Consider the following 23,719-nt stretch of genomic DNA (forward strand, 5'->3'; position numbering starts at 1 on the left):
ATTCGATGGCGGTCCCGCCGCGGGAGGCCGCGGCGGGACCGTCGCGGTCAGAGCGGTTTGACGGTCAGCCCGTCCGGGCCGGCCAGCAGCAGCGACCGGTCCGGCACGGCCGTCCAGCCCGGATGGTCGTCGGAGGGCTCGGAGGCGACCAGCACGCCGAGCCCGGGCACCGTCCGGTGGTGCAGGGTGTCGCCCCAGGCGGTGGCGGCGATCTCCCGGCCGTCGGTGAGCAGCAGGTTGATCCGCCCGGTGGTGTGGGCGGCGGCCTCCGCGACGGTGTCGGCCAGCGCCTCGCCGAGCCCGGCGCCCGCGCGCAGCCGGTGCAGCGCGAGCGCCCACAGCAGCGCCGAGTCGGTGCGCGCCACCAGGCCGAGCAACTCCTGCGGCGGCAGCAGCGCGGCGAGCGCGCCGCTCCGCTCCGGCCAGCCGGCCAGCGCCCCGTTGTGGCTGAACAGCCAGCGGCCGGCGGCGAACGGTGCGGCCGCCTCCTCGCCCGCCGCACAGCCCTCGGTGGCCGAGCGGACCGCCGCCAGCAGCGCCCGGGTGCGCAGGACCCGGGCGAGGTCGGCGAACGAGGCGTCGGCCCAGATCGGCCCGGCCCGGCGGTAGCGGGCCGGCACCTCGTCGCCGTCCGCGTACCAGCCGAGGCCGAAGCCGTCCGCGTTGACGGTGCCGTACTGCTGCAGGCGCGGCGCCCAGGACTGCCGGTAGAGCCCGGACGGCGGCTTCACCAGCAGGGTCCGGGGCGCGACCGGCTCGCCCAGGTAGGCGAGGTGGCGGCACATCAGTCGGCCTCCGCGCCCGCGCGGGGCCGCCCGCCGTCGCCGGGGTCGACGTCGGCGGCGGTGCGGAACCCGGCGAAGATCTGCCGGCGCACCGGGTAGTCCCAGTTGCGGAAGGTGCCCCGGCAGGCGACCGGCGCCACCGCGAAGCAGCCGCCGCGCAGCACCTTGTACTCCGGGCCGAAGAACACCTCGGAGTACTCCCGGTAGGGCCAGGCCCGGAAGCCCGGGTAGGGGTGGAGGTCGCTGGCCGTCCACTCCCAGACGTCGCCCATCAACTGCCGTGCCCCGTAGGGGGAGCGGCCCTCGGGGTAGCTGCCGGCCGGGGCCGGGCGCAGGTGCCGCTGGCCGAGGTTGGCGTGCTGGGGGCCGGGCGCGTCGTCGCCCCACGGGTAGCGCCGCGAGCGGCCGGTCACGGGGTCGTGCCGGGCGGCCTTCTCCCACTCGGCCTCGGTCGGCAGCCGGCGTCCGGCCCAGCGGGCGTAGGCGTCGGCCTCGTACCAGCTGACGTGCAGCACCGGCTCGGTCGGCGGCACGGGCTCCAGCACGCCGAAGCGGCGGCGCAGCCACGCGCCGTCCGCGCGCTGCCAGAACAGCGGTGCGCTCAGCCCGGCGCCCTGCCGGTGCGCCCAGCCCTCGGGCGTCCACCAGCGCGGCTCGTCGTAGCCGCCGTCCTCGATGAAGCGCAGGTAGGCGGCGTTGGTGACCGGGGTGGTGTCCAGCCGGTAGGCGGGCAGGTCGACGCGGTGGGCCGGGCGCTCGTTGTCCAGCGCCCACGGCTCGGTGTCGGTGCCCATGGTGAACGGGCCGGCCGGGACGAGTACCTCGGCGGGCAGCGCGGCGGCGTCCGCCGGGGCGGGCGGCGGCGGAGGAGCGGTCAGCGCGGGCTCGCCCCTGCGGAGCTGGTGGGTGATCAGCATCGTCTCGTCGTGCTGCTGCTCGTGCTGGGCGATCATGCCGAAGGCGAATCCGGCGGCCAGCAGCGGCGCGCCCTCCAGGGGGCTGGCGGCGAGCAGGTCGAGCACCCGGCCGCGGACCTCGCCCGCGTACGCCCGGGCCTCGGCGGGCGGCAGCAGCGGCAGGCTGGGCCGCTCGGCGCGCGGGTGCTGGAAGGCGTCGTAGAGCGGGTCGATCTCCGGGTGCATCGGGTCCCGGCCGCCGACGTTGCGCAGCAGCCAGAGTTCCTCCTGGTTGCCGATGTGCGCGAGGTCCCAGACCAGCGGGGACATCAGCGGGGAGTGCTGGGCGGTGAGGTCGTGGTCCTCGACGCAGTCGGTGAGCGCGGCGGTGCGGGCGCGGGCGGCCAGCAGCTCGACGGCGATGGTCTCGCGCAGCGCCTCCGGCGCGAGGGCGTCCAGCGCGGGAGCGGCGGGCGGGGGAGCGGCCGGTGCGAGGGCGTCCGGCGCGGGAGTGCCCCCGTGCTCGTGGGCGGTCCCGGTCTCGCGGGCGTCGTCGATCATGGTGCGGCCTCCTCCGGGGGAGTGCGTCGGGTGCCGGCGCGCAGGGCGTCCAGCTGGTCGTCGGCCGGGCAGCGGCCGCGCGCGGGGTAGCGGTCGGCGAAGGCGGCGACGGTGGCGCGCAGCTGCTCGGCGCCGGGCAGGCGGCCGAGCGCGGCGTCGGCGGCGGCGAAGCAGGCGAGGGTGGTGCGGCGCAGCACGGGGTCGGCCGTGGCGAGGGCGGCGGCCCGGCACCAGAGGTCGCTGCGCGGCGCGCGGGGGCCGTCCGGGGTGCGCGGCTCCAGCGGCTCCAGCGGTTCCAGGGCGGTGAGCGCGGCATCCGCGGCGATCGGGTCGTCCAGCAGCGCGGTGACCAGGGCGGTCGGCACGATCCAGCCGTCGCCCGGCTGGGCGTCGATCATCCGCAGTTCCAGGTGGCCGCGCGGGCGCACCGGCGGGAAGAGCGTGGTGCGGTGGTAGTCCAGGTCGGCCAGCGTGGGCGGGTGCTCGCCGCCGCCGTGCAGCCAGTCGCGGAAGGTCAGCCCGGTGGGGGCGGTCCACGGCCGGCCGTCGTGGCGCACGCAGAGCACCTCGGCGTCCAGCACGTACCCGGCCCAGGCCTGGCGCGGGTCGCCGTGGTCGGGCGCGGGGGCGAGGGTGCGGGTGGGGTCCATCCGGGACCAGACGGTCTGCCGGGTGGACCGGTGCCCGGTGGGGCGCCCGTCCAGCAGCGGCGAGTTGGCGAAGGCGGCGACCAGTACCGGGCCGAGCCGGTGGGCGAGCCGCCAGCGGCGCTCGAAGGCGTGCGGGCCGTCCTCGTCCCCGGCGTCCAGGCAGACCTGGAGGGAGGCGGTGCCGGTCATCATGATCCTGCCCCAGGGGCCCGCGGCGTCGAAGTGGCGCTCCATCGCGAGGTAGCGCGGATGGTCCAGCACCATCGTGCGGGGGCGGGCCAGCGGGTCGGTGCCGGTGCCGGTGAGGCGCAGGCCCTGGGCGGCGAAGGCGGCCCGGAGGGCTCCGAGGTCGCGTCGGGTTCCGGTGACGCAGCCGGTGAGGCTGTCGGCGGGCGGGGAGCTGAGCTCGACCTGGCCGCCGGGTTCGAGGGTGAGGCGGGAGCCGGAGGGGAGCGAGGTCCCGTCGGGGCCGCCGAGCGGTAGTGCGTCCAGCGCTGCGTGCAGCCGTTCCGGGGGGACCGGTCGGTCGGGACATCGCTCGTCGTGGACGAACGACTCGATCTCGACGCCGACCAGCCGGGGCGGTCCGATCTTGAAGCAGACGCCCGACATGTGCCTGCGGGCGGCCGATTCGGTGAGCGGGGTCACCGCGTTCGCGCGCGGTTCCGTGCTCTGCCGGTCGGCCGGGTTGGGCGGTCGAAGGGGTATCACCGGACTCTCACCATCCTCGGGACACGGGTGCGGCCCGGACTACCCTGCCCAGTCTGCCCCGGACCATGCGGGGGCGCCGCGCAAACATCCGGTGAAGGCGGATCGCCGCAGGCAGCGGCGGTGCGAACGGGTGAACAGCGGGTGAACCCGGGGTCGGCGGCGGGCGGAGCGGGGCGCCGGGCGCACGGGGGCGCGCGGGGCGGACGGATCAGCCGCCCGGCGCGGGGCGGGGGGCCAGGTGCGCCGCCAGGCCGCGCCGGCCGCGCCGCATCATCACCGCGTGGTTGGCCCGGAACAGCGGCCGGGCGGGCAGCGCGAGGCGGCGCAGCAGCGGCTTGGCCGGGCGGGTGTCCTCCTCGAACAGCGCCCGGGTGCCGCCGGCGCCGTCCCCGGTGACCGTCCAGCGGGACCAGCCGGTGAGGTCCCCGTGCAGGGCCGCCTCCAGCACCCCGGCGGCGGGGTCCTGCCGGACGGCGGTGAGCCCGATGACCAGCCGGTAGGGCAGCAGCGCGCGCACCAGCACCTCGCCGCGGTCCGGCCCGGTCTGCCGGACGGCGCGGATCTCCGGCCACCAGCGCGGGTAGCCGGCGACGTCGGCGAGCGCCGCGTACACCGCCGCCGGAGGCGCGGCGAGGTGCCACACCCCGCGGAACCGGTAGTGGTTGGGGTCCACGGGGGCACTGTAGTTCGCCGTCGGCGGGTTCCGGTCCCGGTGCGGGCGGGCGCCGCCCTGCCGAGTCCCTGCGGCGCCCCCCGAAAGGAGTGGGTCACTCCGCTTGCACGCGTTCGGCGTGCAGAGGAGGATCTTTTGTGCTTGTAGTCTCATCAGTCACAGCTGCCACATCGGCGGCAGGTTCACCGGAACCGGAGCGAAGGAGTCCCGAGGATGCGGCGACCGAACTGGGTACCGGAGGGCACGGACCTGGACAAACCGAACGCCGCGCGGGTCTACGACTACTACCTCGGGGGATCGCACAACTTCGAGGTCGACCGGGAGATGGCCCGCAAGGCCATCGAGCTCTGGCCGGAACTGCCGCAGATCATGCGCTCCAACCGCGCCTTCCTGCGCCGCGCCGTCCAGTTCGCCGCCGAGCGCGGCATCGGCCGCTTCCTGGACATCGGCTCCGGCATCCCCAGCTTCGGCGCCGTCCACGAGATCGCCCGCGCCATCCGCCCCGAGGCGCAGGTCGTCTACGTGGACCGCGACCCGGTCGCCGTCGCGCACAGCCGCCTGCTGCTGGAGGACGACCCGGGCAGCTCCGTCGTCCAGGCGGACGTGCGGGACGTCGAGGACCTCATGTCCCGCCCCGAGGTGACCGCGCTGCTCGCCGCCGGCGAGCCGGTGGCCGTCCTGCTGGTCGCCGTCATGCACTTCGTCCAGGACGCCGAGGACCCGTGGAAGCTGATCGCGGTGATCCGCGACGCCCTCCCGCCGGGCAGCGCCCTCGTCCTCTCGCACGCCTCCCTGGAGGGCCGCCCCGACCAGGCCGAGGACCACCAGCGGCTGTACCGCAGGACGCCCACCCCGCTGACCATGCGCACCCACGAGCAGATCACCGCGATGTTCGAGGGCTTCGAGCTGGTCGAGCCCGGCGTCGTCTACCTGCCGCAGTGGCGCCCGGACCAGCCCGAGGCGGTCGGCGAGCACCCCGAGCGGATGACCGGGGTGGCGGGCGTGGGGCTCCGTCCGTGACCCGAGCACCGGAATCGGGCAGCGGCGCCGAACGGTTCCACGAGGACTGGGCGCGGCTGCTCTCCGGTGACCACGGCACGGCGGTCCACCCCGGCCTGCTCGGCCGGCTCGTCTCGCGGACCGCCGGGCTGCTCCACCGCGCCCAGCTGGACCAGCCCTTCGAACCGCACCTGGCCGCCGCGGCCGGCGCCGAACTGGTCGACGCCCAGTTCACCGACCCGGTCGTGCTCGCCCGGGCGGTCGAACTGCTCCAGCGCCAGCCCGCCGCCGACGGCCGCGGCCCCGCCCTGAGCGGCGCCTTCGCGGCCGGCTGGGCGGCCGCGCTGCGCGAGCGCACCCTGCGCGAGCAGGAGGCCATCCGCACCGCCGCCGACGTCGCCCGCAAGGAGGCCGAGCGGGCGCTGCGCGCCTCCGAGGCCCGGTTCCGCGCGCTGTTCGAGAGCGCCGCCATCGGCATCGGCATCGGCGACACCGGCGGCAACATCCTGGCGGTCAACAAGGCCCTCCAGGAACTCTTCGGCGCCGGCCCCGACGACATGATCGGCCGCCGGGTCGGCGACCTCGTCCACCCCGAGGACACCGACGGCGTCTGGGAGGCCTACGAGGAGCTGATCAGCGGCAAGCGCGACTACTTCCAGTTCGACAAGCCGTACTACCGCCAGGACGGCGAGATCGTCTGGACCCACCTGACGGTCTCGCTGATCCGCGACGACGACGGCGTGCCGCAGTACCAGGTCGCCATGCTGGAGGACGTCACCGACCGCTACCGGCTCCAGGAGCGGCTGCGCCACCAGGCCACCCACGACCCGCTGACCGGCCTGCCCAACCGGGCCGCGTTCTTCGAACGGCTGGAGAGGCTCTTCGAGGACCCGGACCCGGGCGCCCGGTTCGGCCTCTGCTACGTCGACCTCGACGGCTTCAAGGTGGTCAACGACAGCCTCGGCCACGACACCGGCGACGAGCTGCTGTGCGCCGTCGCCGCCCGGCTGAAGGCCGCGCTCGGCCCGCTCGGGCACCTGGTCGCCCGGCTCGGCGGCGACGAGTTCGTCGTCCTGCTGGAGAACAGCCGCGGCGAGCAGGAGGCCGTCGCCGCCGCCAAGACCGTGCTGAAGGCGCTCGCCGGGCCGGTCCTGATCGGCGACCACAAGCTGGCCGTGGGCGCCAGCGTCGGCGTCCTGGAACGGCGGGTCTCCACCACCACCCCCGGCGCCGCCGTGCGCGCCGCCGACCTGACGCTCTACCGCGCCAAGGAGGCCGGCCGGGGCCGCTGGACGCTCTTCGACCCCAAGGAGAACGCCCGCGCCGTCTCCCGCTACGCCGTCTCGGTGCGGATGCCCGCCGCCCTCGACCGCGGCGAGTTCTTCATCGACTACCAGCCGCTCTACGCACTCGCCGACGGCCGGCTCGCCGCCGTCGAGGCGCTGGTGCGCTGGCGCCACCCGCAGCTCGGCGTGCTCGGCCCGGACGAGTTCGTCACCACCGCCGAGGAGACCGGGCTGATCATGCCGCTCGGCCGCTGGGTGCTGGAGCAGGCCTGCGGCCAGGCCGCCGACTGGATCAAGCGGTTCGGCGACGCCGCGCCCCAGCTCAACGTCAACCTGGCGGTCCGGCAGGCCCGCAGCGCCGCCCTGGTCGGCGACCTCGGCCGGATCCTCGACACCACCGGCCTCGACCCGGCCCGGCTCCAGCTGGAGATCACCGAGTCCACCGTGGTCGGCCCGGAGGACGAGGCGCTGCGCACCCTGCACGGCCTGGTCGGCCTCGGCGTCTCGCTCGCCGTCGACGACTTCGGCACCGGCTGGTCCAACCTCGCCTACCTGCGCGACCTGCCGGTCTCCGGGCTGAAGATCGCCGGCTCCTTCGTCGGCGACCTGCACGACCCGGCCAAGGACGAGGAGACCGGCTGGCGGATCGTCAGCGGCCTGGTCTCGATGGCGCACGCCCTCGGACTGACCGTCACCGCCGAGGGCGTGGAGACCGGCCGCGACGCCGAGCGGCTGCGCGTCCTCGGCTGCGACTGGGCGCAGGGCTGGCACTTCGGCCGCCCGGTGCGCCCGTCCGAGATCGCCCGGCGGATCACCGAGGAGCCGCACGGCCGACCGGTCGCCGGCCGGCCGGTCCTCGGCTGACCGGGCGGCGATTGACCGGGCGGCGATTGACCGGTTGCCGGCTGACCGGTTGCAGGCCGCGCGCTCAGCCGACCAGCCGGGACAGCTCGATCGAGTGCCCCGTCCGCTCCGCCTTCGCCCGCAGGTAGTGGACGTTGCTCTCCGACACGTGCACGCCGGTCGGCACCCGCCGCCGCACCGGGACGCCGAGGGCGGTCAGCTGGGCGGCCTTGTCGGGGTTGTTGCTCAGCAGCTCGATCCCGTCGACGCCGAGCGCCCCGAGCATCTGCGCGGCCGCGGTGTAGTCGCGCCCGTCCTCCGGCAGCCCGAGCGCGGTGTTGGCGTCGTAGGTGTCGAGGCCGGAGTCCTGGAGGGCGTAGGCGTCCAGCTTGTTGTACAGGCCGATGCCGCGCCCCTCCTGGCGCAGGTAGAGCAGGTAGCCGCCGGCCGCGGTGATCCGCTCGACGGCCTCGCGCAGCTGCGGCCCGCAGTCGCACCGGGCGGAGCCGAACACGTCCCCGGTCAGGCACTCCGAGTGCAGCCGCACCAGCGGCGTCGCGCCCTCGGGCACCGTGCCGAGCGCCAGCGCCAGGTGCTCCGCCCCGTCCGCCAGCCCGTGGAAGGTGGACACCTCCGCCTCCGCGCGGTACCCGTCCGGGAACGCCAGCGGGATCCGCACCCGCGCCCGCACCCGGGCGGCCCCGGCCTGCGGGGAGTGGTTCTGCTGCTGCGGCGGTCGCACCTGCGGCATGGCGGGCCTTTCGTGACGGGCGGTTCGGGTGGGGCTCGGCTGTCGACGGTACTAGGTAGTTCCAATTTGAACAACATCTTTCGGGGCCGGCGAAAGGTCCGCGCAGCTCACGAACGGGTTGCCGGGGGAGGTCCGGGGGGAGTGGGGCGGACAAACGGGGGGTGGCAGTGAGAGACTGTGCCCGCGCGAGCGGTCCAGGAGTTGCCGCGCTGGTGTTTTTTGCGCCGTGACGCCCTCAATGGCGAGGGGACCGCCGGTGCTCTCCCCCCGGGATGAACGGGGGAGGCGCCCTGTCTGTCGATTCAGACCATGGAAGGTCCTCAGAGATGTCGGCTACCCCCGTGCCCGCTGCGTCCCACGACGCCGGGAACCCCGCCATTGAGTCGCTCTACGCCGAGGTGCTCCGCCGCAACCCCGGTGAGCCCGAGTTCCACCAGGCCGTGCACGAGGTCGTGGAGACCCTCGGCCCGGTGCTGGAGCGGCGGCCCGAACTGCTCGACGCGCGGATCGTCGAGCGCGTCGTCGAGCCCGAGCGGCAGGTGATCTTCCGGGTGCCGTGGACCGACGACCACGGCCGGATCCACGTCAACCGCGGGTTCCGGGTGGAGTTCAACAGCGCGCTCGGCCCGTACAAGGGCGGGCTGCGGTTCCACCCCTCGGTCAACCTCGGGATCGTGAAGTTCCTGGGCTTCGAGCAGATCTTCAAGAACGCGCTGACCGGCCTCGCCATCGGCGGCGGCAAGGGCGGCTCCGACTTCGACCCCAAGGGCCGCTCGGACGCCGAGATCATGCGCTTCTGTCAGTCCTTCATGACCGAGCTGCACCGCCACCTGGGCGAGCACACCGACGTCCCGGCCGGGGACATCGGCGTCGGCGGCCGGGAGATCGGCTACCTGTTCGGCCAGTACAAGCGGATCACCAACCGCTACGAGTCGGGCGTGCTGACCGGCAAGGGCATCGGCTGGGGCGGCTCGCAGGCCCGCACCGAGGCCACCGGCTACGGCTGCGTGCTGTTCACCCAGGAGATGCTGCGCGCCCGGGGCGAGGAGCTGGACGGCCTGCGGGTCTCCGTCTCCGGCTCCGGCAACGTCGCCGTGTACGCGATCGAGAAGGCCCAGCAGCTCGGGGCGACCGTGGTGACGGCCTCCGACTCCACCGGCTTCGTGGTGGACGAGAAGGGCATCGACCTCGGCCTGCTCAAGGAGATCAAGGAGGTCCGGCGCGGCCGGCTCTCCGAGTACGCGGACCTGCGCGGCAGCCACGTCCGCTACGAGCAGGGCACCGGCGTGTGGAGCGTGCCGGTCGACGTGGCGCTGCCCTGCGCGACCCAGAACGAGCTGGACGAGGCGGACGCGCTGGCGCTGGTCCGCGGCGGCGTGCGCGCCGTCGCCGAGGGCGCCAACATGCCGACCACGCCGGAGGCGGTCCGGGTCTTCCTGGAGGCCGGGGTGGCCTTCGGCCCGGGCAAGGCGGCCAACGCGGGCGGTGTCGCCACCAGCGCGCTGGAGATGCAGCAGAACGCCTCGCGCGACGTGTGGTCCTTCGAGCGGACCGAGGAGCGGCTGGCGGAGATCATGCGCAACATCCACACCGCGTGCTACACCACGGCGGAGAAGTACGGCCGCCCCGGGGACTACGTGCTGGGCGCCAACATCGCCGGCTTCGAGCTGGTGGCGGACGCCATGCTGGCGCAGGGCCTGATCTGATCCGACCCGAGGCCCTCACCGCACCTCCCCGCACCTCCCCGAACGACGCCGAACGGCGCCGTTCGGGGAGGTGCGGTGTGTCGGCGGCCCGGTGTTCCGACCCGCGGCGGGGCCGCGGCGGCCACCCGATCGGAGCGGGCACCGGATGTCGGGTCCGGGCGGGCGGCCGCCGCCTACGGTGAGGAGCGTCAGAAGGAAGGACGGGGGCGGGAACCGATGCTGGACCGGCTGAACCAGGCCATGGAGTACATCGAGGAGCACCTCGACGAGTCGGTCGAGGCGGCCGAGCTGGCGCGGATCGCGACCACCTCGGAGTACCACTTCCGGCGGCTGTTCTCGGCACTCGCCGGGATGCCGCTCTCGGAGTACCTGCGCCGCCGCCGGCTCACGCTGGCCGGGGCGGAGGTACTGGCCGGGGAGTGCACGCTGCTCGATGTCGCGGTCCGCCACGGCTACGGCTCGGGCGAGGCGTTCGCCCGGGCGTTCCGGGCGATGCACGGGGTCGGCCCCGGCGAGGCCCGGCGGGCGGGCGCGGTGCTCGTCTCCCAGCCCCGGATGTCCTTCCGCCTCGTTGTCGAAGGGAGTAGCAGCATGGAGTACCGGGTCGTCGAGCGGCCGGCCTTGCGGATCGTGGGCAGGCGGGCGCGGGTCCCCCTGGTCCACGAGGGGGTCAACCCCGCGATCGCCGCGTTCGTCAAGGGCCTCGGGCGGGAGGAGACCGACCGGATCGCGGCCCTGTCGGAGCAGGAGCCGGAGGGCGTCGTCGCGGTCACCGAGTTCTTCTCGGACAGCCGGGAGGAGGGCGTGCCGCTGGACTACTACCACGCGGTGGTGACCGGGACCGGCGCCGAGGTGCCGGCGGGCCTCGACGTGCGCGAGGTCCCGGCCGGCACCTGGGCGGTCTTCGCCAACGCCGGGCCGTACCCGCGCGCGTTGCAGGAGATGTGGCGGGACGTCTTCACCCAGTGGTTCCCGTCCAACCCCTACGAGTTCCGGCCCGGCCCGGAGATCCTGCGGGTCCGCGTCCGGCCGGCGGGCGAGGAGGCCGAGGCCGAGCTCTGGATACCGGTGGACCGCGTGAGCGCGCGCCAGGGCCGCTGAGGGCCCGCGCCCGCCCGCTGAGGGCCCGCGCCCGTTCGGCCCAGTAGGAGCCGCCTCCGTACGGCCCCCGCCCGCATGCTGGGGCGGGGGCCGTCGAGCGGAGAGTGGAGCGGGGATGGCCAAGGCGTTCGGGTTCGTCGACTACGGCGGACCGGAGAAGCAGGAGTTCCTGGACCGGCCGGTGCTGGAGCCCGGTCCGGGCCGGCTGGCGATCGCCGTCCGGGCCGCCGGGGTGAACCCGGTCGACTGGAAGGTCCGCCGGGGCTGGCTCGGCCAGGTGCGCGAACTGCCCGCCGTGATGGGTTCCGAGGCGGCCGGCGTGGTCGAACGGGTCGGCCCCGGCGTCACCGGGTTCACCCCGGGCGACGAGGTCTTCGGGATCGCGGCGACCGGCGCGTTCGCCGAACAAACGCTGCTGGCCGCCGCGTCCAGCGCGGTGAAGCCGGCCGAGGTCGGCTTCGACCAGGCCGCCACCCTGCCGGTGGCGGCCGCGACCGCGGACGACGCGGTCCGCGACGTCGGAGTGGGCGCCGGGCAGACCCTGCTGATCCTCGGCATCGCCGGCGGCGTCGGCAGCGCGGCCGCCCAGATCGCCCGCAGCCGCGGCATCCGCGTCATCGGCACGGCGGGCGACGCCAACCGGGAGTACGTCGCGTCGCTGGGCGCGGTGCAGCTCCGCTACGGCGAGGGCGTCGCCGAGCGGATCCGGGCGGTCGCCCCGGACGGGGTGGACGGCATCCTCGACCTGGTCGGCGGGGACGACGCCCGGGCCGCCGCGGTGACCCTGGAGGACCGCTCCCGGCTGGTGTCCACCGTGGACCCGACCACCGCGGAGGAGCTGGGCGGCCGCTACATCACCCGCTCCACCAGCCCCGACACCCTCGCCGCGCTGGCCGAACTCGTGGCGGCGGGCGAGCTGGACCCGCACATCACCGGCCGCTACCCGCTGTCCCGCGCCGCCGAGGCGATGGCACTCATCGAGTCGGGGCACGCGCGCGGCAAAGTCGTGCTGGACATCGGCTGAGGGAGGATCGCGATGAAGCAGCGGACGGTGACCACCGGCGGCCCGTGCTGGGTCGAGCACGGCAGCGCCGACCCGGCGGCGGCCCAGCGGTTCTACGGCGAGCTGTTCGGCTGGCAGCCGGAGACCGACGAGCGCCCGGAGGCCGGCGGCTACACGTTCATGCGGCTGGACGGCAGGATCGCCGCGTCCGTGGCTCCGCTGTACGGCGAGGGCCAGCCGACCGCCTGGAGCGTCTCCTTCCTGGCCGAGGACGCCGACGCCACCGCCCGCCGGGTCGTCGAGGCGGGCGGGAGCCTGGTCGTCCGGCCGATGGACGCGCTGGACTACGGCCGGTTCGCGATCGCGGCCGACCCGTCCGGCGCGGTGTTCGGCCTCTGGCAGCCGGGCCGGCTGCGCGGCGCCGAGGTGCTGAACGAGCCCGGCGCGCTCGGCTGGGTGGAACTGCTCACCCGGGCGCCGGACGCCGCCCGCGCCTTCTACCCGGCGGTGTTCGGCTGGACGGTCGGCCCGTCCGAGCAGTACCCCCAGTGGGGTCTGGCCGACGGGGACTTCGGCGGCATGCTGACCATGGGCGGGGACTTCCCGCCGCAGGTGCCGCCGCACTGGCTGCCGTACTTCTCGGTCGCCGACGTGGACGACTCGGCGTCCCGGGCCGGCCACCTCGGCGCGGGCGTGCTGATGGCGCCCACCGACCTGCCGGGCGGCGGTCTGCGGATCGCCGTGCTGCGCGACCCGACGGGCGCGGCGTTCGGCCTCTACTACCGCTCGGAGACCAGGGGCTGACGCCGGCGCACCGCGACCGCGGCCGCGCCCGCCGTCACCAGCACGGCCGTCAGCGGCACGACGTCCCCCACCCGCAGGTACCAGGTGGACGCGGTCGGCGCGGTCAGCGGCAGCCGTACCACCAGTGCGCCGGTGCCGTCCGTCCCCAGCCGCGCCAGCTCCCGCCCCTGCGCGTCGAAGGCGGCCGACACCCCGGTGAGCGAGGCCTGCACGGCCGGCCGGCCGGTCTCGGCGGCCCGGATCGCGGCCAGCGAGACGTGCTGCTCGGGTGCCCAGCTCCGCTGGAAGGTCGAGGTCGACGACTGGTAGACCAGCACCCGGGCACCGTCGCGCGCCGCCGTGCGCGCCATGTCGGGGAACGCCGACTCGAAGCAGACCAGCGCCCCCAGCGGCAGCGCGCGCCCCGACCGGTCCACGGCCGGCAGCAGGTGCTGACCGCTGCCGGGCGCCCGGTTCTCGCCCGCCGCCCGGCTGACCCCGGCGACCCAGCCGAGCACCGGCCGCAGCGGGATGTACTCGCCGAACGGCACCAGCCGGATCTTCCGGTACCGGTCGACCACGCCGTCGGCCGACACCAGCACCGCGTCCTTGGAGATCCGCCCGTCCGCCTTGCGCGCGTCCTCGCCCGCCAGCAGCTCGGCCCCGGTCGCGGCGGACAGCGCCCGCAGCCGTCCGAGCGCCGCCCGATCGCGGTCGAGGTCGGCGGTGGTGCTGGACTCGCCCCAGACCACCAGGTCCACCGGGTGCGGCCCGGCCAGTGCGGCGGTGGCGCGGGCACCGGCCTCGAACCGGGCCTGCGGATCCTCGACGATCCCCGGCTGGACCAGCGCGATCCGCACCTCCTCGGCCCCGGCCGGGCCGTCCTGGGCGGGCGCCGGCGCCGGCCGCAGCGCGAACAGCAGCGGCCCGGCCGCCAGCGCCGCCGCCGCGAGCAGCGCCGCCGCCGCCCGAGGGCGCGGGTCGACGGCGGTGAGCACCACCAGCACGGCGGTGTTGACCGCCACCACGGCGGCGCTGACCAGCCAGATCCCGCCGGCCGAGGCCAGCGCCAGGACGGCCGGGTGCTGCCACTGGGTCGCGCCCAGCAGCGCCCACGGCCCGCCCAGCGCGGGCCAGGAGCGCGCGTACTCGGTGCTCAGCCAGACCGCGGCGACCACCGGCGGCGCGAGCAGCGCCCGGCGGACGGTCAGCGGCGGGCGCAGCAGCCGCCACACCGCGACGCCCACCCCCGCCTGCAGCGACCCGAACACCACCGCGATCAGCGGCAGCGCGGGCCCGACGGAGGAGAGCAGCCAGGACATCCCGGTCAGGATGAACCCGGCGCCGAACCACCAGCCGCGCACCGCCGCCTCGCGCGCCCCCGGGGCCCGCTGCATCAGCAGCAGGCCGGGGACGAGCGCGACCCAGGCGAGCGCCGCCACCCCGGGGGCGGGGAAGGCGAGCACCGGCAGGGCCCCGGCGGCGAGCGCCGCCAGCCGGGGCCGGTAGCGGGCGGCGGCCCGGCCGGGGGCGGTGCGCGGGGCGGCCGCCGCGGTGGCGGGGCCGCCGGGGCCGTCGGGGCCGGTGAGCAGGGGAGGGTGCGGCATGACCCGTATTGTCCGCGTGACGCGGCCCCGTCACCAGCCCCGTGATCACCCGAACGGCCTACGGGGTGGGGGTGCTCACTCCCCGTCGCCCTCCAGATCGCCCTCGGTCTCCAGGAACGCGGCCTGCAACTGCTCGATCAGCTCCGGGTCCGGCTGCTCCCACAGCCCCCGGCTCGCCGCCTCCAGCAGCCGCTCGCTGATGCCGTGCAGCGCCCACGGGTTGGCGCCGGCCAGGAACTCCCGGTTGACCGGGTCGAGCACGTACTCCTGGGTGAGCTTCTCGTACATCCAGTCCGCGACCACGCCGGTCGTGGCGTCGTACCCGAAGAGGTAGTCGACGGTCGCGGCCATCTCGAACGCGCCCTTGTAGCCGTGCCGCCGCATCGCCTCGATCCAGCGCGGGTTGACCACCCGGGCGCGGAAGACCCGGGCGGCCTCCTCGGTCAGGGTGCGGGTGCGGACCGTCTCGGGGCGGGTCGAGTCGCCGATGTACGCCGTCGGCGCCTTGCCGGTCAGCGCGCGCACGGTGGCCACCATGCCGCCGTGGTACTGGAAGTAGTCGTCCGAGTCGGCGATGTCGTGCTCGCGGGTGTCGGTGTTCTTCGCGGCGACGGTGATCCGCTTGTACGCGGTCTCCATCTCCTCGCGGGCCGGCCGCCCGTCCAGCCCGCGCCCGTACGCGTAGCCGCCCCAGACCGTGTACACCTCGGCGAGGTCGGCGTCGGTGCGCCAGTCGCGGCTGTCGATCAGCTGCAGCAGGCCCGCGCCGTAGGTGCCGGGGCGGGAGCCGAAGACGCGCACGGTGGCCTTGCGCTCGTCGCCGTGCACGGCGAGGTCGGCCTGGACGTGGGCGCGCACGAAGTTCTGCTCCGCCGGCTCCTCCTGGGCGGCGGCCAGGCGCACCGCGTCGTCCAGCAGCGCCACGACGTGCGGGAAGGCGTCCCGGAAGAAGCCGGAGATGCGCAGCGTGACGTCGATGCGCGGGCGGCCCAGCTCCTGCGGCGGCACGGCTTCCAGGCCGGTGACCCGGCGCGAGGCGTCGTCCCAGACCGGGCGGACGCCGAGCAGCGCGAACGCCTCGGCGATGTCGTCGCCGGCGGTGCGCATCGCGCTGGTGCCCCACAGCGACAGGCCCACCGACGGCGGGTAGGCGCCGTCGTTGTCGGCCCGGTAGCGGTCGACCAGCGAGGCGGCGAGCGCCTGGCCGGTCTCCCAGGCGAGCTTGCTGGGCACCGCCTTGGGGTCGACGGAGTAGAAGTTGCGGCCGGTCGGCAGCACGTTGACCAGCCCGCGCAGCGGCGAGCCGGACGGGCCGGCCGGGACGAAGCCGCCGCGCAGCGCGTGCAGCACGGCGTCCAGCTCGCCGGTGGTCGCGGCGAGCCGCGGCACGACCTGGGCGGCGGCGAAGTCCAGCACCTCGCGGACGGCGTCCGGGTACCCGGCGCAGACCTTCTCCACCGCCTCCGGCGCCCAGTCGGCCGCCTCCATCGCCTCGACCAGCTCCCGGGCCGTCGCCTCGGCCGCGTCGGTGGCGCCCAGGGTGAGCGCGGCCTCGTCCAGGCCGAGCGCCTCGCGCAGGCCGGGCAGCGCGCTGACGCCGCCCCAGATCTGCCGGGCGCGCAGGATGGCGAGCACGATGTTGACCCGGTCGGTGCCCGCCGGCGCCTGGCCGAGGACGTGCAGGCCGTCGCGGATCTGGGCGTCCTTGACCTCGCAGAGCCAGCCGTCGACGTGCAGCAGGAAGTCGTCGAAGCCGTCGTCCTCGGGGCGCTCCTCCAGGCCGAGGTCGTGGTCGAGCCTGGCGGCCTGGATCAGGGTCCAGATCTGGGCGCGGATCGCCGGCAGCTTCGCCGGGTCCATCGCGGCGATGTTGGAGTGCTCGTCGAGCAGCTGCTCCAGGCGGGCGATGTCGCCGTAGGAGTCGGCGCGGGCCATCGGCGGCACCAGGTGGTCGACCAGGGTGGCGTGGGCGCGGCGCTTGGCCTGGGTGCCCTCGCCCGGGTCGTTGACCAGGAACGGGTAGACCAGCGGCAGGTCGCCGAGCACGGCGTCCGGGCCGCACTCGGCGGACAGCGCGGCGGTCTTGCCGGGCAGCCACTCCAGGTTGCCGTGCTTGCCGAGGTGGACCACGGCGTGCGCGCCGAAGCCGCCGTCGGACTGCTCGGCGGCGATCCAGCGGTAGGCGGCCAGGTAGTGGTGGGACGGCGGGAGGTCCGGGTCGTGGTAGATCGCGACCGGGTTCTCGCCGAAGCCGCGCGGCGGCTGGATGAGCACCAGCAGGTTCCCGGAGCGGATCGCGGCGAGCACGATGTCGCCGTCCGGGTTCTGCGAGCGGTCGACGTACAGCTCGCCGGGGGCCGGGCCCCAGTGCTCCTCGACCCGGGCGCGCAGGCCCTCGGGCAGGGTGGCGTACCAGCGGCGGTAGTCGGCGGCCGGGATGCGCACCGGGTTGCGGGCCAGCTGCTCCTCGGTGAGCCAGTCCTGGTCGTAGCCGCCGGCGGCGATCAGCGCGTGGATGAGGGCGTCGCCCTCGTGGTCCTGCCCGTCCGTGTCGTCGAGGCCGGGGAGGTTCTCCCCGAGGTCCATGCCCTCCGCGCGCAGCGCGGTGAGCAGCCGGATCGCGCTGGCCGGGGTGTCCAGGCCGACGGCGTTGCCGACCCGGGCGTGCTTGGTCGGGTAGGCGGACAGCACCAGCGCGAGCCGGCGCTCGGCGGCCGGGATGTGCCGCAGCCGGGCGTGCGCGACGGCGACCCCGGCGACCCGGGCGGCGCGCTCCTCGTCGGCGGCGTAGACGGTCAGGCCGTCCTCGTCCAGCTCCTTGAAGGAGAACGGGACGGTGATCAGCCGGCCGTCGAACTCGGGCACCGCGATCTGGGTGGCGGTGTCCAGCGGGGACAGGCCGTCGTCGCTGGCCTCCCACTGGGCGCGCGACCAGGTGAGGCAGAGCGCCTGGAGGATCGGCCGGTCCAGCGCGGCCAGCGCGCCGGCGTCCCAGGCCTCCTCGTCGCCGCCGGCCTGCGCGTCGGCCGGGCGGGTGCCGCCGGCGGCGAGCACGGTGGTGACCAGGGCGTCGGCCTCGCCGAGGGCGGCCAGCAGCTGCGGCTCGGCGCCGCGCAGCGAGGCGCAGTAGTACGCGCGGGCCTGTGCGCCCCGGTCCTCGATGGCTCGGCAGAGGGTCTCCACGAACGCGGTGTTGCCGCTCATGTGGTGGGCGCGGTAGTAGAGCACCGCGACGGTCGGGCCCTCGGCCGTCCGGGCCTCGCGCTCCAGCGGGCCCCAGGCCGGGGCGGAGGCGGGCGGGGCGAAGCCGTGGCCGGTGAGCAGCACGGTGTCGGAGAGGAAGGCGCCGAGTTCGGCGAGGTTGGCCGCGCCGCCGTGCGCCAGGTAGGCGTGCGCCTCCGCGGCGATGCCGGCGGGGACGGTGGACAGCTCCATCAGCTGGGCGTCGGGGGCCTGTTCGCCGGTCAGCACGACCACCGGGCGGGGCCCGGCGAGCAGCGCGTCCAGGCCCTCCTGCCAGGCGCGGCGGCCGCCGAGCAGGCGGACCACGACCAGGTCGGTGCCCTCCAGCAGGGCGGGCAGTTCCTCGGGCGCGAGCCGGGCCGGGTTGCCGAGCCGGTAGCGGACCGGCCCTTCGGAGGCACGGGCGCTCAGTAGGTCGGTGTCGGACGTCGACAGCAGCAGAATCATGCGAAGGCCCTCCCGGCCTCGTCGGCGGGCATGGGCACAGAGATGGGCACAGGTGTCTGCACCGGCGACCACGGGATCGCGGGCATGCGACGGCGCATGGCTTTCAAGCCTTCCTCGGGGTCCGCGCCCCGGGCCGGTGGAGGACGGCAGGAGTTCCTGGCTCCCGCGACTCCCCGGCATCCCGGTGAACCGCGGTCACAGTGGCGGGACCGCACCGGGTTCGCACCGGTTTCCTCCCCTGCGCCGTCGCTGGCGTCGGACGGTCCGCGGGGACCGTCCGCCAGCATCGTACGGGGTGCGGCCGACCCGGGGGAGGGGAGGTTCCCGGGGGCCGGGCGGGGCCGGAGGTGTGAGCGACGGTACGGCGGCGACCGGTCGGATCATCTGTATGCTCGCCGCCATGCCTCCCGAACCCGACGCCGCCGCGCCGGGCGCCGCCGTGCCCGACCGGGCGCGTCCGGACGCCTGCCCCGGGGCCCTTCGTCTGCACACGGCCGACGACGGCGCCCTGGCCCGGGTCCGGCTGCCCGGCGGGCTGCTGACGGACCGTCAGGCCCTGGCGCTGGCCGACGCGGCGCAGCAGCTCGGCGACGGCCGGCTGGAGATCACCTCGCGCGGCAACGTCCAGTTGCGCGGCCTGGCTTCGGACTGCGGCGGCGAACTCGGCGGGCGGCTGCGCGCCGTCGGCCTGCTGCCCTCCGACACCCACGAACGCGTCCGCAACATCGTCGCCTCGCCCGGCCCCGCCGCGGGCCTCGCCGACGTGCAGGCCTGGGCGCGCAGCCTCGACCTGGCCCTGTGCGCCAGCCCCTGGGCGACCGGCCTGTCCGGCAAGTTCCTGTTCGCCCTGGACGCCGGCGGCGGCGACGTCGCCGCGCTGGACGCCGATGTGACATTGATCGCAGGCCCGGACGGCACCGCGCTGCTGCGCCTGGGCCGGGCCGCCACCGTGCGGCCGGTGCCCGCCGACGTGGCGGTCCGCGCGGCGCTGGACGCCGCCCGCGGGTTCCTGGAGGCGCAGCGCGCCGCCGGGGTGCGGGCCTGGCACCTGCGCGAGGTGCCCGACCTGTCGGCCCCCGGTCCGCTGCCGATGCCGGTGCTGCCCGGTACCCGCCCGCCGCTGGGCGCCGTGTCCGCGGGCGGGTCGCACGTCGGCCTGCACGCCGGCCTGCATGTCGGCCTGCGTTTCGGTCTGGCCACCGCCGCCCAGTGGCGGACCCTGGTGGACGCCGCCGAGGGCGGGCTGCGGCTCACCCCGTGGCGCGGCGCGGTGCTGCCCGGCGCGCCCGCCGCCCGGCTGGCCGCCCTCGCGGCGGCCGGGTTCAGGACCGAGGCCGGGACGGCCTGGGACGGCGCGAGCGCCTGCACCGGGCTGCCGGGCTGCGCGAAGTCGCTGGCCGATGTCCGGGCCGACGCGGCCCGGGCGCTGGACGGCGCCCCGGCGGGCGTCGACGTCGGCGTCGACCTGGGCGTCGGCATCGGCACCGGCGGTCTGCCGGTGCACTGGTCGGGCTGCGAGCGCCGCTGCGGCCACCCCGCCGGACGCCGGGTGGACGTGCTGGCGACCGGGCAGGGGTACCGGGTGGCGGTGGAAGGCCTGCCCCCGGGGCGGGGCACCGCCGTGGAAGTGACGAACGAGGAGATGGCCGCGGCGGTCGCCGCGGCCCGGAGGGCCACCACGTGATCGAGTACGAGAAGGACGGCGCGTCCATCTACCGCCAGTCCTTTGCCACCATCCGGGCCGAGGCCGACCTCGCCGCGCTGCCCGCGGACGTCGCCCAGGTCGCGGTGCGGATGATCCACGCCTGCGGCATGGTCGACCTGGTCGAGGACCTGGTGCACTCGCCGGGCGTGGTCGCCTCCGCGCGCGCCGCGCTGCGCGCCGGTGCGCCGATCCTGTGCGACGTCAACATGGTCGCCAGCGGCGTCACCCGCAAGCGGCTGCCCGCCGACAACGAGGTGATCTGCACCCTCACCGACCCGTCCGTGCCCGAGCTGGCCCGGGCGATGGGCAACACCCGCAGCGCCGCCGCGATGGAGCTGTGGCTGCCCCGGCTGGAGGGCGCCGTGGTCGCCGTCGGCAACGCGCCGACCTCGCTCTTCCGCCTGCTGGAGCTGATCGAGGCCGGCGCCCCGCGCCCGGCCGCGGTGATCGGCGTACCGGTCGGCTTCATCGGCGCGGCCGAGTCCAAGGAGGCGCTGGCCGCGCACCCGGCCGGCCTGGAGCACCTGGTGGTCCGGGGCCGGCGCGGCGGCAGTGCGATGGCCGCCGCCGCGATCAACGCGATTGCGAGCGAGGAAGAGTGACGGACAATCAGAAGACCGGCCGGCTCTACGGGGTGGGCCTCGGCCCCGGAGACCCCTCGCTGGTGACCGTCCGCGCCGCCGAACTCATCGGCAAGGCCGACGTGGTGGCGTACCACAGCGCCCGGCACGGCCGATCCATCGCCCGGTCCATCGCCGAGCGCTATCTGACGGGCGGTCAGATCGAGGAGAAGCTCGTCTACCCGATCACCGTCGAGACCACCGACCACCCCGGCGGCTACCGGGGCGCGCTGGACGACTTCTACGAGGAGGCCGCCGCCCGGCTGGCCGCCCACCTGGACGCCGGCCGCGACGTCGTGGTGCTCGCCGAGGGGGACCCGTTCTTCTACGGCTCCTACCAGCACATGCACAAGCGCCTGGCGCACCGCTACCCGACCGAGGTGGTGCCCGGCGTGACCTCGGTCAGCGCCGCCGCCGCCCGGCTCGGCCAGCCGCTCACCGAGGCCGAGGAGACGCTCACCGTCATCCCCGGCACGCTGCCCGAGGAGGAGCTGACCGCGCGGCTGGCCGCCGCCGACTCCGCCGTCGTGATGAAGCTCGGCCGCACCTTCCCGACCGTGCGCCGCGCCCTGGAGCGGGCTGGCCGGCTGGCCGACGCCCAGTACGTCGAGCGGGCGTTCATGGAGGGCGAGCGGACGGCGCCGCTGGCCTCGGTCGACGCCGAGGACGTCCCGTACTTCGCGGTGGCCGTGCTGCCCAGCAAGGTCGCCCCGCTGGAGCCCCCGGCGCCCGACCTGAGCGGGCCGGGCAGCGTCACCGTGGTCGGCACCGGCCCGGCCGGCCCGCTCTGGCTCACCCCCGAGGCGCGCGGCGCCCTGGCCGCCGCCACCGACCTGGTCGGCTACACCACCTACCTGGACCGGGTGCCGGTGCGCCCGGGCCAGGTGCGGCACGGCTCCGACAACAAGGTGGAGTCCGAGCGCGCCGAGTTCGCCCTCGACCTGGCCCGCCGCGGCCACCGGGTCGTGGTGGTCTCCTCCGGCGACCCGGGCGTCTTCGCGATGGCCACCGCCGTCCTGGAGGTCGCCTGCGAGGAGGCCTACCGGGAGGTCCCGGTGCGGATCGTCCCCGGCATGACCGCCGCCCACGCGGCCGCCTCCCGGGCCGGCGCCCCGCTCGGCCACGACTACGCGGTGGTCTCGCTCTCCGACCGCCTCAAGCCCTGGGACGTCGTCGCCGCGCGCCTGCGCGCCGCGGCCGGGGCGGACCTCGTGCTCGCCCTCTACAACCCCGGCTCGCAGTCCCGCACCACCCAGGTCGGCCGCGCCCGCGACCTCCTCCTGGAGTACCGGGCCCCCGACACCCCGGTGGTGCTGGCCCGCGACGTCGGCGGCCCCACCGAGCGGGTGCGCACCGTCCGCCTCGCCGACCTCGACCCCGCCGAGGTCGACATGCGCACCATCCTCCTCATCGGCTCCTCCCAGACCCGGCACGCCCCCCGCCCCCCGCACCCCGACGTCACCTGGACCCCCCGCCGCTACCCGGAGGCGTGAGCGCCGTCCCCCGGACCTCCGCGAGGTCCGGGGGATCAGAGGTCAGTCGCGGTAGATCCCGGAGCGGTGGCCGACGCGGATCACCAGAACGAGCAACCGGCCGCCGTCGACGGTGTAGATCACGCGGTGGTCGCCCACCCGCAGGCGACGGTGCTCCGGTGAGCCGACCAGTGCGGTGGTGTGGAAGCCGTAGGGGTCCTGCTCCAGGTCGGCGAGCTTGCGCAGGATCTGGATCGCCGTCTGCCGGGGAAGCTTGCGCAGTTCGCCGCGCGCGGAGTCGGTGAAGCGGGTGCTGAACCTCACTCCGGCCTGGCCAGGGTTTCGGCCATGACCTCTTCGAGGGAGTACGTGGGCTCGTCCCGGCGCTCCTCGATGAGGCGGAGCAGTTCACGCTCCTCCCAGCGCCGGTACTCGCGCAGCAGCTCTATCGGAACGACGGCGGCCACCTCCCGTCCGCGCCGGGTGATCACCGTCGGTTCGTCGCGCTCCGCGCGGTCCACCACATCGGCCAGGTGCTCGCGCGCTTCTCGGATCGAGACGGTCTGGACAGGCTGCTCGCTCATGAGCTGAGTGTAGGAAGTGTTCCATGTGTACACAACCCGACCCGACCGGCGCCCGGGCGTGGAAAGGGCGGGGAGCCGGGGGACCATGGTCCCGATCGGCAATTCGGATGATCAGGAGGACGGTGCGGCATGGGTGAGGTCGGTGGGCGGGCCGGGCAGCTGAGGAGCAGTGGGCTGCGGCACGGCTGGACGACCGGGGCGTGTGCCACGGCGGCGACCAAGGCCGCGTACCGGGCGCTGCTCACCGGGGAGTTCCCGGATCCGGTGGAGGTCGCGCTGCCCAGGGGGCAGCGGCCGGCGTTCGCGCTCGCGGCGGAGGGGATCGCCGAGGAGCCGGGCGGGCGGCGGGCGATGGCCGGGGTGGTGAAGGACGCCGGGGACGATCCCGACGTCACGCACGGCGCGCTGGTGCGGTCCACGGTGTGGGCGGGGGAGCCCGGCGCGGGCGTGGTGTTCCGGGCCGGGCCCGGGGTGGGCACCGTCACCAAGGCCGGGCTGCCGCTGCCGGTCGGCGAGCCGGCCGTCAACCCGGTGCCGCGGCAGCTGATCCGGGAGGCGGTCGCCGAGGTGGCGGCCGAGTGCGGCGGCAGCGGGGACGTGGTGGTGGAGATCTCCGTCGACCGCGGCGAGGAGATCGCCCGTTCCACCTGGAACCCCCGGCTCGGCATCCTCGGCGGGCTCTCCATCCTCGGCACCACCGGGGTCGTCGTCCCCTACTCCTGCTCGGCGTGGATCGACTCGATCCGGCGCGGCGTGGACGTGGCGCGGGCCGCCGGTCGCACCCATGTGGCCGGCTGCACCGGTTCGACGTCGGAGAAGACCGCCGTCGCCGTGCACGGCCTGCCCGAGGACGCGCTGCTCGACATGGGCGACTTCGCGGGCGCGGTGCTCAAGTACCTGAAGCGCCACCCGGTGCCGCGCCTCACCATCGCCGGCGGCTTCGCCAAGCTCTCCAAGCTCGCCGCCGGCCACCTCGACCTGCACTCGGCGCGCTCCCAGGTGGACAAGGGGTACCTGGCCGGGCTCGCCCGCGCGGGCGGCGCGGACGCGGAGCTGGCGGCGGCGGTCGCGGCGGCGAACACCGCGCTGGAGGCGATCCAGCTGTGCCGGGCGGCCGGGGTGCCGCTGGGCGACCTGGTGGCCGAGGCGGCGCGGGCCACCGCGCTCGGGGTGCTGGTCGGTTCGCCGGTGGCGGTGGACGTCATCTGCATCGACCGGGCCGGGACGATCGTCGGCCGGGCGGAGCCGCTGGGGCCGTGAGCGTCCCGGGATCGTCTCGGGTCCGTCCCGGGT

General features: G+C 75.7%; 19 protein-coding genes and 1 riboswitch. Of the genes, 10 read left to right on the forward strand and 9 right to left on the reverse strand.

Annotated features, from left to right (window positions below; all coding sequences use genetic code 11):
* Nucleotides 1–47 precede the first annotated feature (47 nt).
* The 4 genes from egtC to ACFCLZ_RS31425 form a co-directional block, all read right to left on the reverse strand.
* Complete coding sequence (gene egtC, locus ACFCLZ_RS31410; RefSeq protein ID WP_380281268.1) at nt 48–785, reverse strand: ergothioneine biosynthesis protein EgtC; 738 nt, start codon at nt 783–785, stop codon at nt 48–50.
* Nucleotides 785–2,242, reverse strand: coding sequence for an ergothioneine biosynthesis protein EgtB (gene egtB / locus ACFCLZ_RS31415; RefSeq protein ID WP_380281269.1), 1,458 nt, complete (start codon nt 2,240–2,242; stop codon nt 785–787). Before egtB ends, egtC begins: the two co-directional genes overlap by 1 nt.
* Nucleotides 2,239–3,603 carry an ergothioneine biosynthesis glutamate--cysteine ligase EgtA gene (gene egtA, locus ACFCLZ_RS31420; protein WP_380281270.1) on the reverse strand — a complete coding sequence of 455 codons (1,365 nt, stop codon included), beginning with the start codon at nt 3,601–3,603 and terminating at the stop codon, nt 2,239–2,241. Before egtA ends, egtB begins: the two co-directional genes overlap by 4 nt.
* A 208-nt stretch (nt 3,604–3,811) precedes the next feature.
* Nucleotides 3,812–4,276 carry an SRPBCC family protein gene (locus tag ACFCLZ_RS31425; RefSeq protein WP_380281271.1) on the reverse strand — a complete coding sequence of 155 codons (465 nt, stop codon included), beginning with the start codon at nt 4,274–4,276 and terminating at the stop codon, nt 3,812–3,814.
* 213 nt (nt 4,277–4,489) lie between these two features.
* On the opposite strand from ACFCLZ_RS31425, the gene ACFCLZ_RS31430 reads away from it, so the two are divergent.
* Both ACFCLZ_RS31430 and ACFCLZ_RS31435 read left to right on the forward strand, forming a co-directional pair.
* Nucleotides 4,490–5,296: an SAM-dependent methyltransferase gene (locus ACFCLZ_RS31430; RefSeq protein WP_380281272.1), complete on the forward strand. Its 807-nt coding sequence runs from the start codon at nt 4,490–4,492 to the stop codon at nt 5,294–5,296.
* On the forward strand, nt 5,293–7,425 hold the full coding sequence (locus tag ACFCLZ_RS31435) for a putative bifunctional diguanylate cyclase/phosphodiesterase (protein ID WP_380281273.1): 2,133 nt from the start codon (nt 5,293–5,295) through the stop codon (nt 7,423–7,425). The genes ACFCLZ_RS31430 and ACFCLZ_RS31435 overlap by 4 nt, the downstream gene beginning before the upstream one ends.
* 64 nt (nt 7,426–7,489) lie before the next feature.
* On the opposite strand, the gene ribA is transcribed toward ACFCLZ_RS31435, so the two are convergent.
* Complete coding sequence (ribA, locus tag ACFCLZ_RS31440; protein ID WP_380281274.1) at nt 7,490–8,155, reverse strand: GTP cyclohydrolase II; 666 nt, start codon at nt 8,153–8,155, stop codon at nt 7,490–7,492.
* A gap of 326 nt (nt 8,156–8,481) precedes the next feature.
* Between ribA and gdhA the strand changes: the two genes are divergently transcribed.
* The 4 genes from gdhA to ACFCLZ_RS31460 all read left to right on the forward strand — a co-directional run bounded on the left by gdhA (nt 8,482) and on the right by ACFCLZ_RS31460 (nt 12,769).
* Entirely contained in the window at nt 8,482–9,861 is a 1,380-nt protein-coding gene (gene gdhA, locus ACFCLZ_RS31445) for an NADP-specific glutamate dehydrogenase (RefSeq protein WP_380281275.1), read from the forward strand.
* A 216-nt stretch (nt 9,862–10,077) separates the two neighbouring features.
* The gene (locus ACFCLZ_RS31450) at nt 10,078–10,962 is read left to right on the forward strand and encodes a GyrI-like domain-containing protein (protein ID WP_380281276.1); all 885 of its coding nucleotides are present in this window, start codon (nt 10,078–10,080) and stop codon (nt 10,960–10,962) included.
* A gap of 115 nt (nt 10,963–11,077) precedes the next feature.
* The gene (locus tag ACFCLZ_RS31455; protein ID WP_380281277.1) at nt 11,078–11,986 is read left to right on the forward strand and encodes an NADP-dependent oxidoreductase; all 909 of its coding nucleotides are present in this window, start codon (nt 11,078–11,080) and stop codon (nt 11,984–11,986) included.
* Nucleotides 11,987–11,998: 12 nt separating this feature from the next.
* On the forward strand, nt 11,999–12,769 hold the full coding sequence (locus tag ACFCLZ_RS31460; protein ID WP_380281278.1) for a VOC family protein: 771 nt from the start codon (nt 11,999–12,001) through the stop codon (nt 12,767–12,769).
* Here the strand turns inward: ACFCLZ_RS31460 and lnt are convergent.
* Nucleotides 12,745–14,355, reverse strand: coding sequence for an apolipoprotein N-acyltransferase (gene lnt / locus ACFCLZ_RS31465; protein ID WP_380281279.1), 1,611 nt, complete (start codon nt 14,353–14,355; stop codon nt 12,745–12,747). The two genes, ACFCLZ_RS31460 and lnt, sit on opposite strands and share 25 nt — an antisense overlap.
* Nucleotides 14,356–14,430: 75 nt before the next feature.
* Entirely contained in the window at nt 14,431–18,045 is a 3,615-nt protein-coding gene (gene cobN / locus ACFCLZ_RS31470) for a cobaltochelatase subunit CobN (RefSeq protein ID WP_380281280.1), read from the reverse strand.
* 150 nt (nt 18,046–18,195) lie between these two features.
* Nucleotides 18,196–18,281: riboswitch (cobalamin riboswitch) on the reverse strand.
* A 164-nt stretch (nt 18,282–18,445) separates the two neighbouring features.
* Here cobN and ACFCLZ_RS31475 point away from each other — a divergent pair.
* From ACFCLZ_RS31475 to ACFCLZ_RS31485, 3 genes are read left to right on the forward strand one after another with little or no spacing between them, the layout of a single operon-like run.
* On the forward strand, nt 18,446–19,729 hold the full coding sequence (locus ACFCLZ_RS31475; RefSeq protein WP_380281281.1) for a hypothetical protein: 1,284 nt from the start codon (nt 18,446–18,448) through the stop codon (nt 19,727–19,729).
* A complete protein-coding gene (locus tag ACFCLZ_RS31480) occupies nt 19,726–20,352 on the forward strand; it encodes a precorrin-8X methylmutase (RefSeq protein ID WP_380281282.1) in 627 nt (208 codons plus the stop codon). Before ACFCLZ_RS31475 ends, ACFCLZ_RS31480 begins: the two co-directional genes overlap by 4 nt.
* On the forward strand, nt 20,349–21,863 hold the full coding sequence (locus ACFCLZ_RS31485; protein WP_380281283.1) for a precorrin-2 C(20)-methyltransferase: 1,515 nt from the start codon (nt 20,349–20,351) through the stop codon (nt 21,861–21,863). Before ACFCLZ_RS31480 ends, ACFCLZ_RS31485 begins: the two co-directional genes overlap by 4 nt.
* Before the next feature lie 42 nt (nt 21,864–21,905).
* Here ACFCLZ_RS31485 and ACFCLZ_RS31490 read toward each other — a convergent pair whose 3' ends face one another.
* Both ACFCLZ_RS31490 and ACFCLZ_RS31495 read right to left on the reverse strand, forming a co-directional pair.
* Complete coding sequence (locus ACFCLZ_RS31490; RefSeq protein WP_380281284.1) at nt 21,906–22,166, reverse strand: type II toxin-antitoxin system RelE/ParE family toxin; 261 nt, start codon at nt 22,164–22,166, stop codon at nt 21,906–21,908.
* The gene (locus ACFCLZ_RS31495; RefSeq protein ID WP_380281285.1) at nt 22,163–22,426 is read right to left on the reverse strand and encodes a type II toxin-antitoxin system Phd/YefM family antitoxin; all 264 of its coding nucleotides are present in this window, start codon (nt 22,424–22,426) and stop codon (nt 22,163–22,165) included. The genes ACFCLZ_RS31490 and ACFCLZ_RS31495 overlap by 4 nt, the downstream gene beginning before the upstream one ends.
* Nucleotides 22,427–22,555: 129 nt before the next feature.
* On the opposite strand from ACFCLZ_RS31495, the gene ACFCLZ_RS31500 reads away from it, so the two are divergent.
* Nucleotides 22,556–23,686: a cobalt-precorrin-5B (C(1))-methyltransferase gene (locus ACFCLZ_RS31500; RefSeq protein ID WP_380281286.1), complete on the forward strand. Its 1,131-nt coding sequence runs from the start codon at nt 22,556–22,558 to the stop codon at nt 23,684–23,686.
* The last annotated feature ends 33 nt before the right edge of the window (nt 23,687–23,719 follow it).

The organism is Kitasatospora purpeofusca, from assembly GCF_042691725.1.
In the GTDB taxonomy this organism is placed as follows: Bacteria; Actinomycetota; Actinomycetes; order Streptomycetales; family Streptomycetaceae; genus Kitasatospora; species Kitasatospora purpeofusca_B.

Bases quoted from the DNA above. Each gene is read 5' to 3' on its own strand.
- gdhA (WP_380281275.1), top strand. From the start codon at position 8,482: ATGTCGGCTACCCCCGTGCCCGCTGCGTCCCACGACGCCGGGAACCCC.
- ACFCLZ_RS31430 (WP_380281272.1), top strand. From the start codon at position 4,490: ATGCGGCGACCGAACTGGGTACCGGAGGGCACGGACCTGGACAAACCG.
- lnt (WP_380281279.1), bottom strand. From the start codon at position 14,355: ATGCCGCACCCTCCCCTGCTCACCGGCCCCGACGGCCCCGGCGGCCCC.
- ACFCLZ_RS31495 (WP_380281285.1), bottom strand. From the start codon at position 22,426: ATGAGCGAGCAGCCTGTCCAGACCGTCTCGATCCGAGAAGCGCGCGAG.
- cobN (WP_380281280.1), bottom strand. From the start codon at position 18,045: ATGATTCTGCTGCTGTCGACGTCCGACACCGACCTACTGAGCGCCCGT.
- ribA (WP_380281274.1), bottom strand. From the start codon at position 8,155: ATGCCGCAGGTGCGACCGCCGCAGCAGCAGAACCACTCCCCGCAGGCC.
- ACFCLZ_RS31455 (WP_380281277.1), top strand. From the start codon at position 11,078: ATGGCCAAGGCGTTCGGGTTCGTCGACTACGGCGGACCGGAGAAGCAG.
- ACFCLZ_RS31475 (WP_380281281.1), top strand. From the start codon at position 18,446: ATGCCTCCCGAACCCGACGCCGCCGCGCCGGGCGCCGCCGTGCCCGAC.
- ACFCLZ_RS31460 (WP_380281278.1), top strand. From the start codon at position 11,999: ATGAAGCAGCGGACGGTGACCACCGGCGGCCCGTGCTGGGTCGAGCAC.
- ACFCLZ_RS31500 (WP_380281286.1), top strand. From the start codon at position 22,556: ATGGGTGAGGTCGGTGGGCGGGCCGGGCAGCTGAGGAGCAGTGGGCTG.
- ACFCLZ_RS31450 (WP_380281276.1), top strand. From the start codon at position 10,078: ATGCTGGACCGGCTGAACCAGGCCATGGAGTACATCGAGGAGCACCTC.
- egtC (WP_380281268.1), bottom strand. From the start codon at position 785: ATGTGCCGCCACCTCGCCTACCTGGGCGAGCCGGTCGCGCCCCGGACC.
- egtB (WP_380281269.1), bottom strand. From the start codon at position 2,242: ATGATCGACGACGCCCGCGAGACCGGGACCGCCCACGAGCACGGGGGC.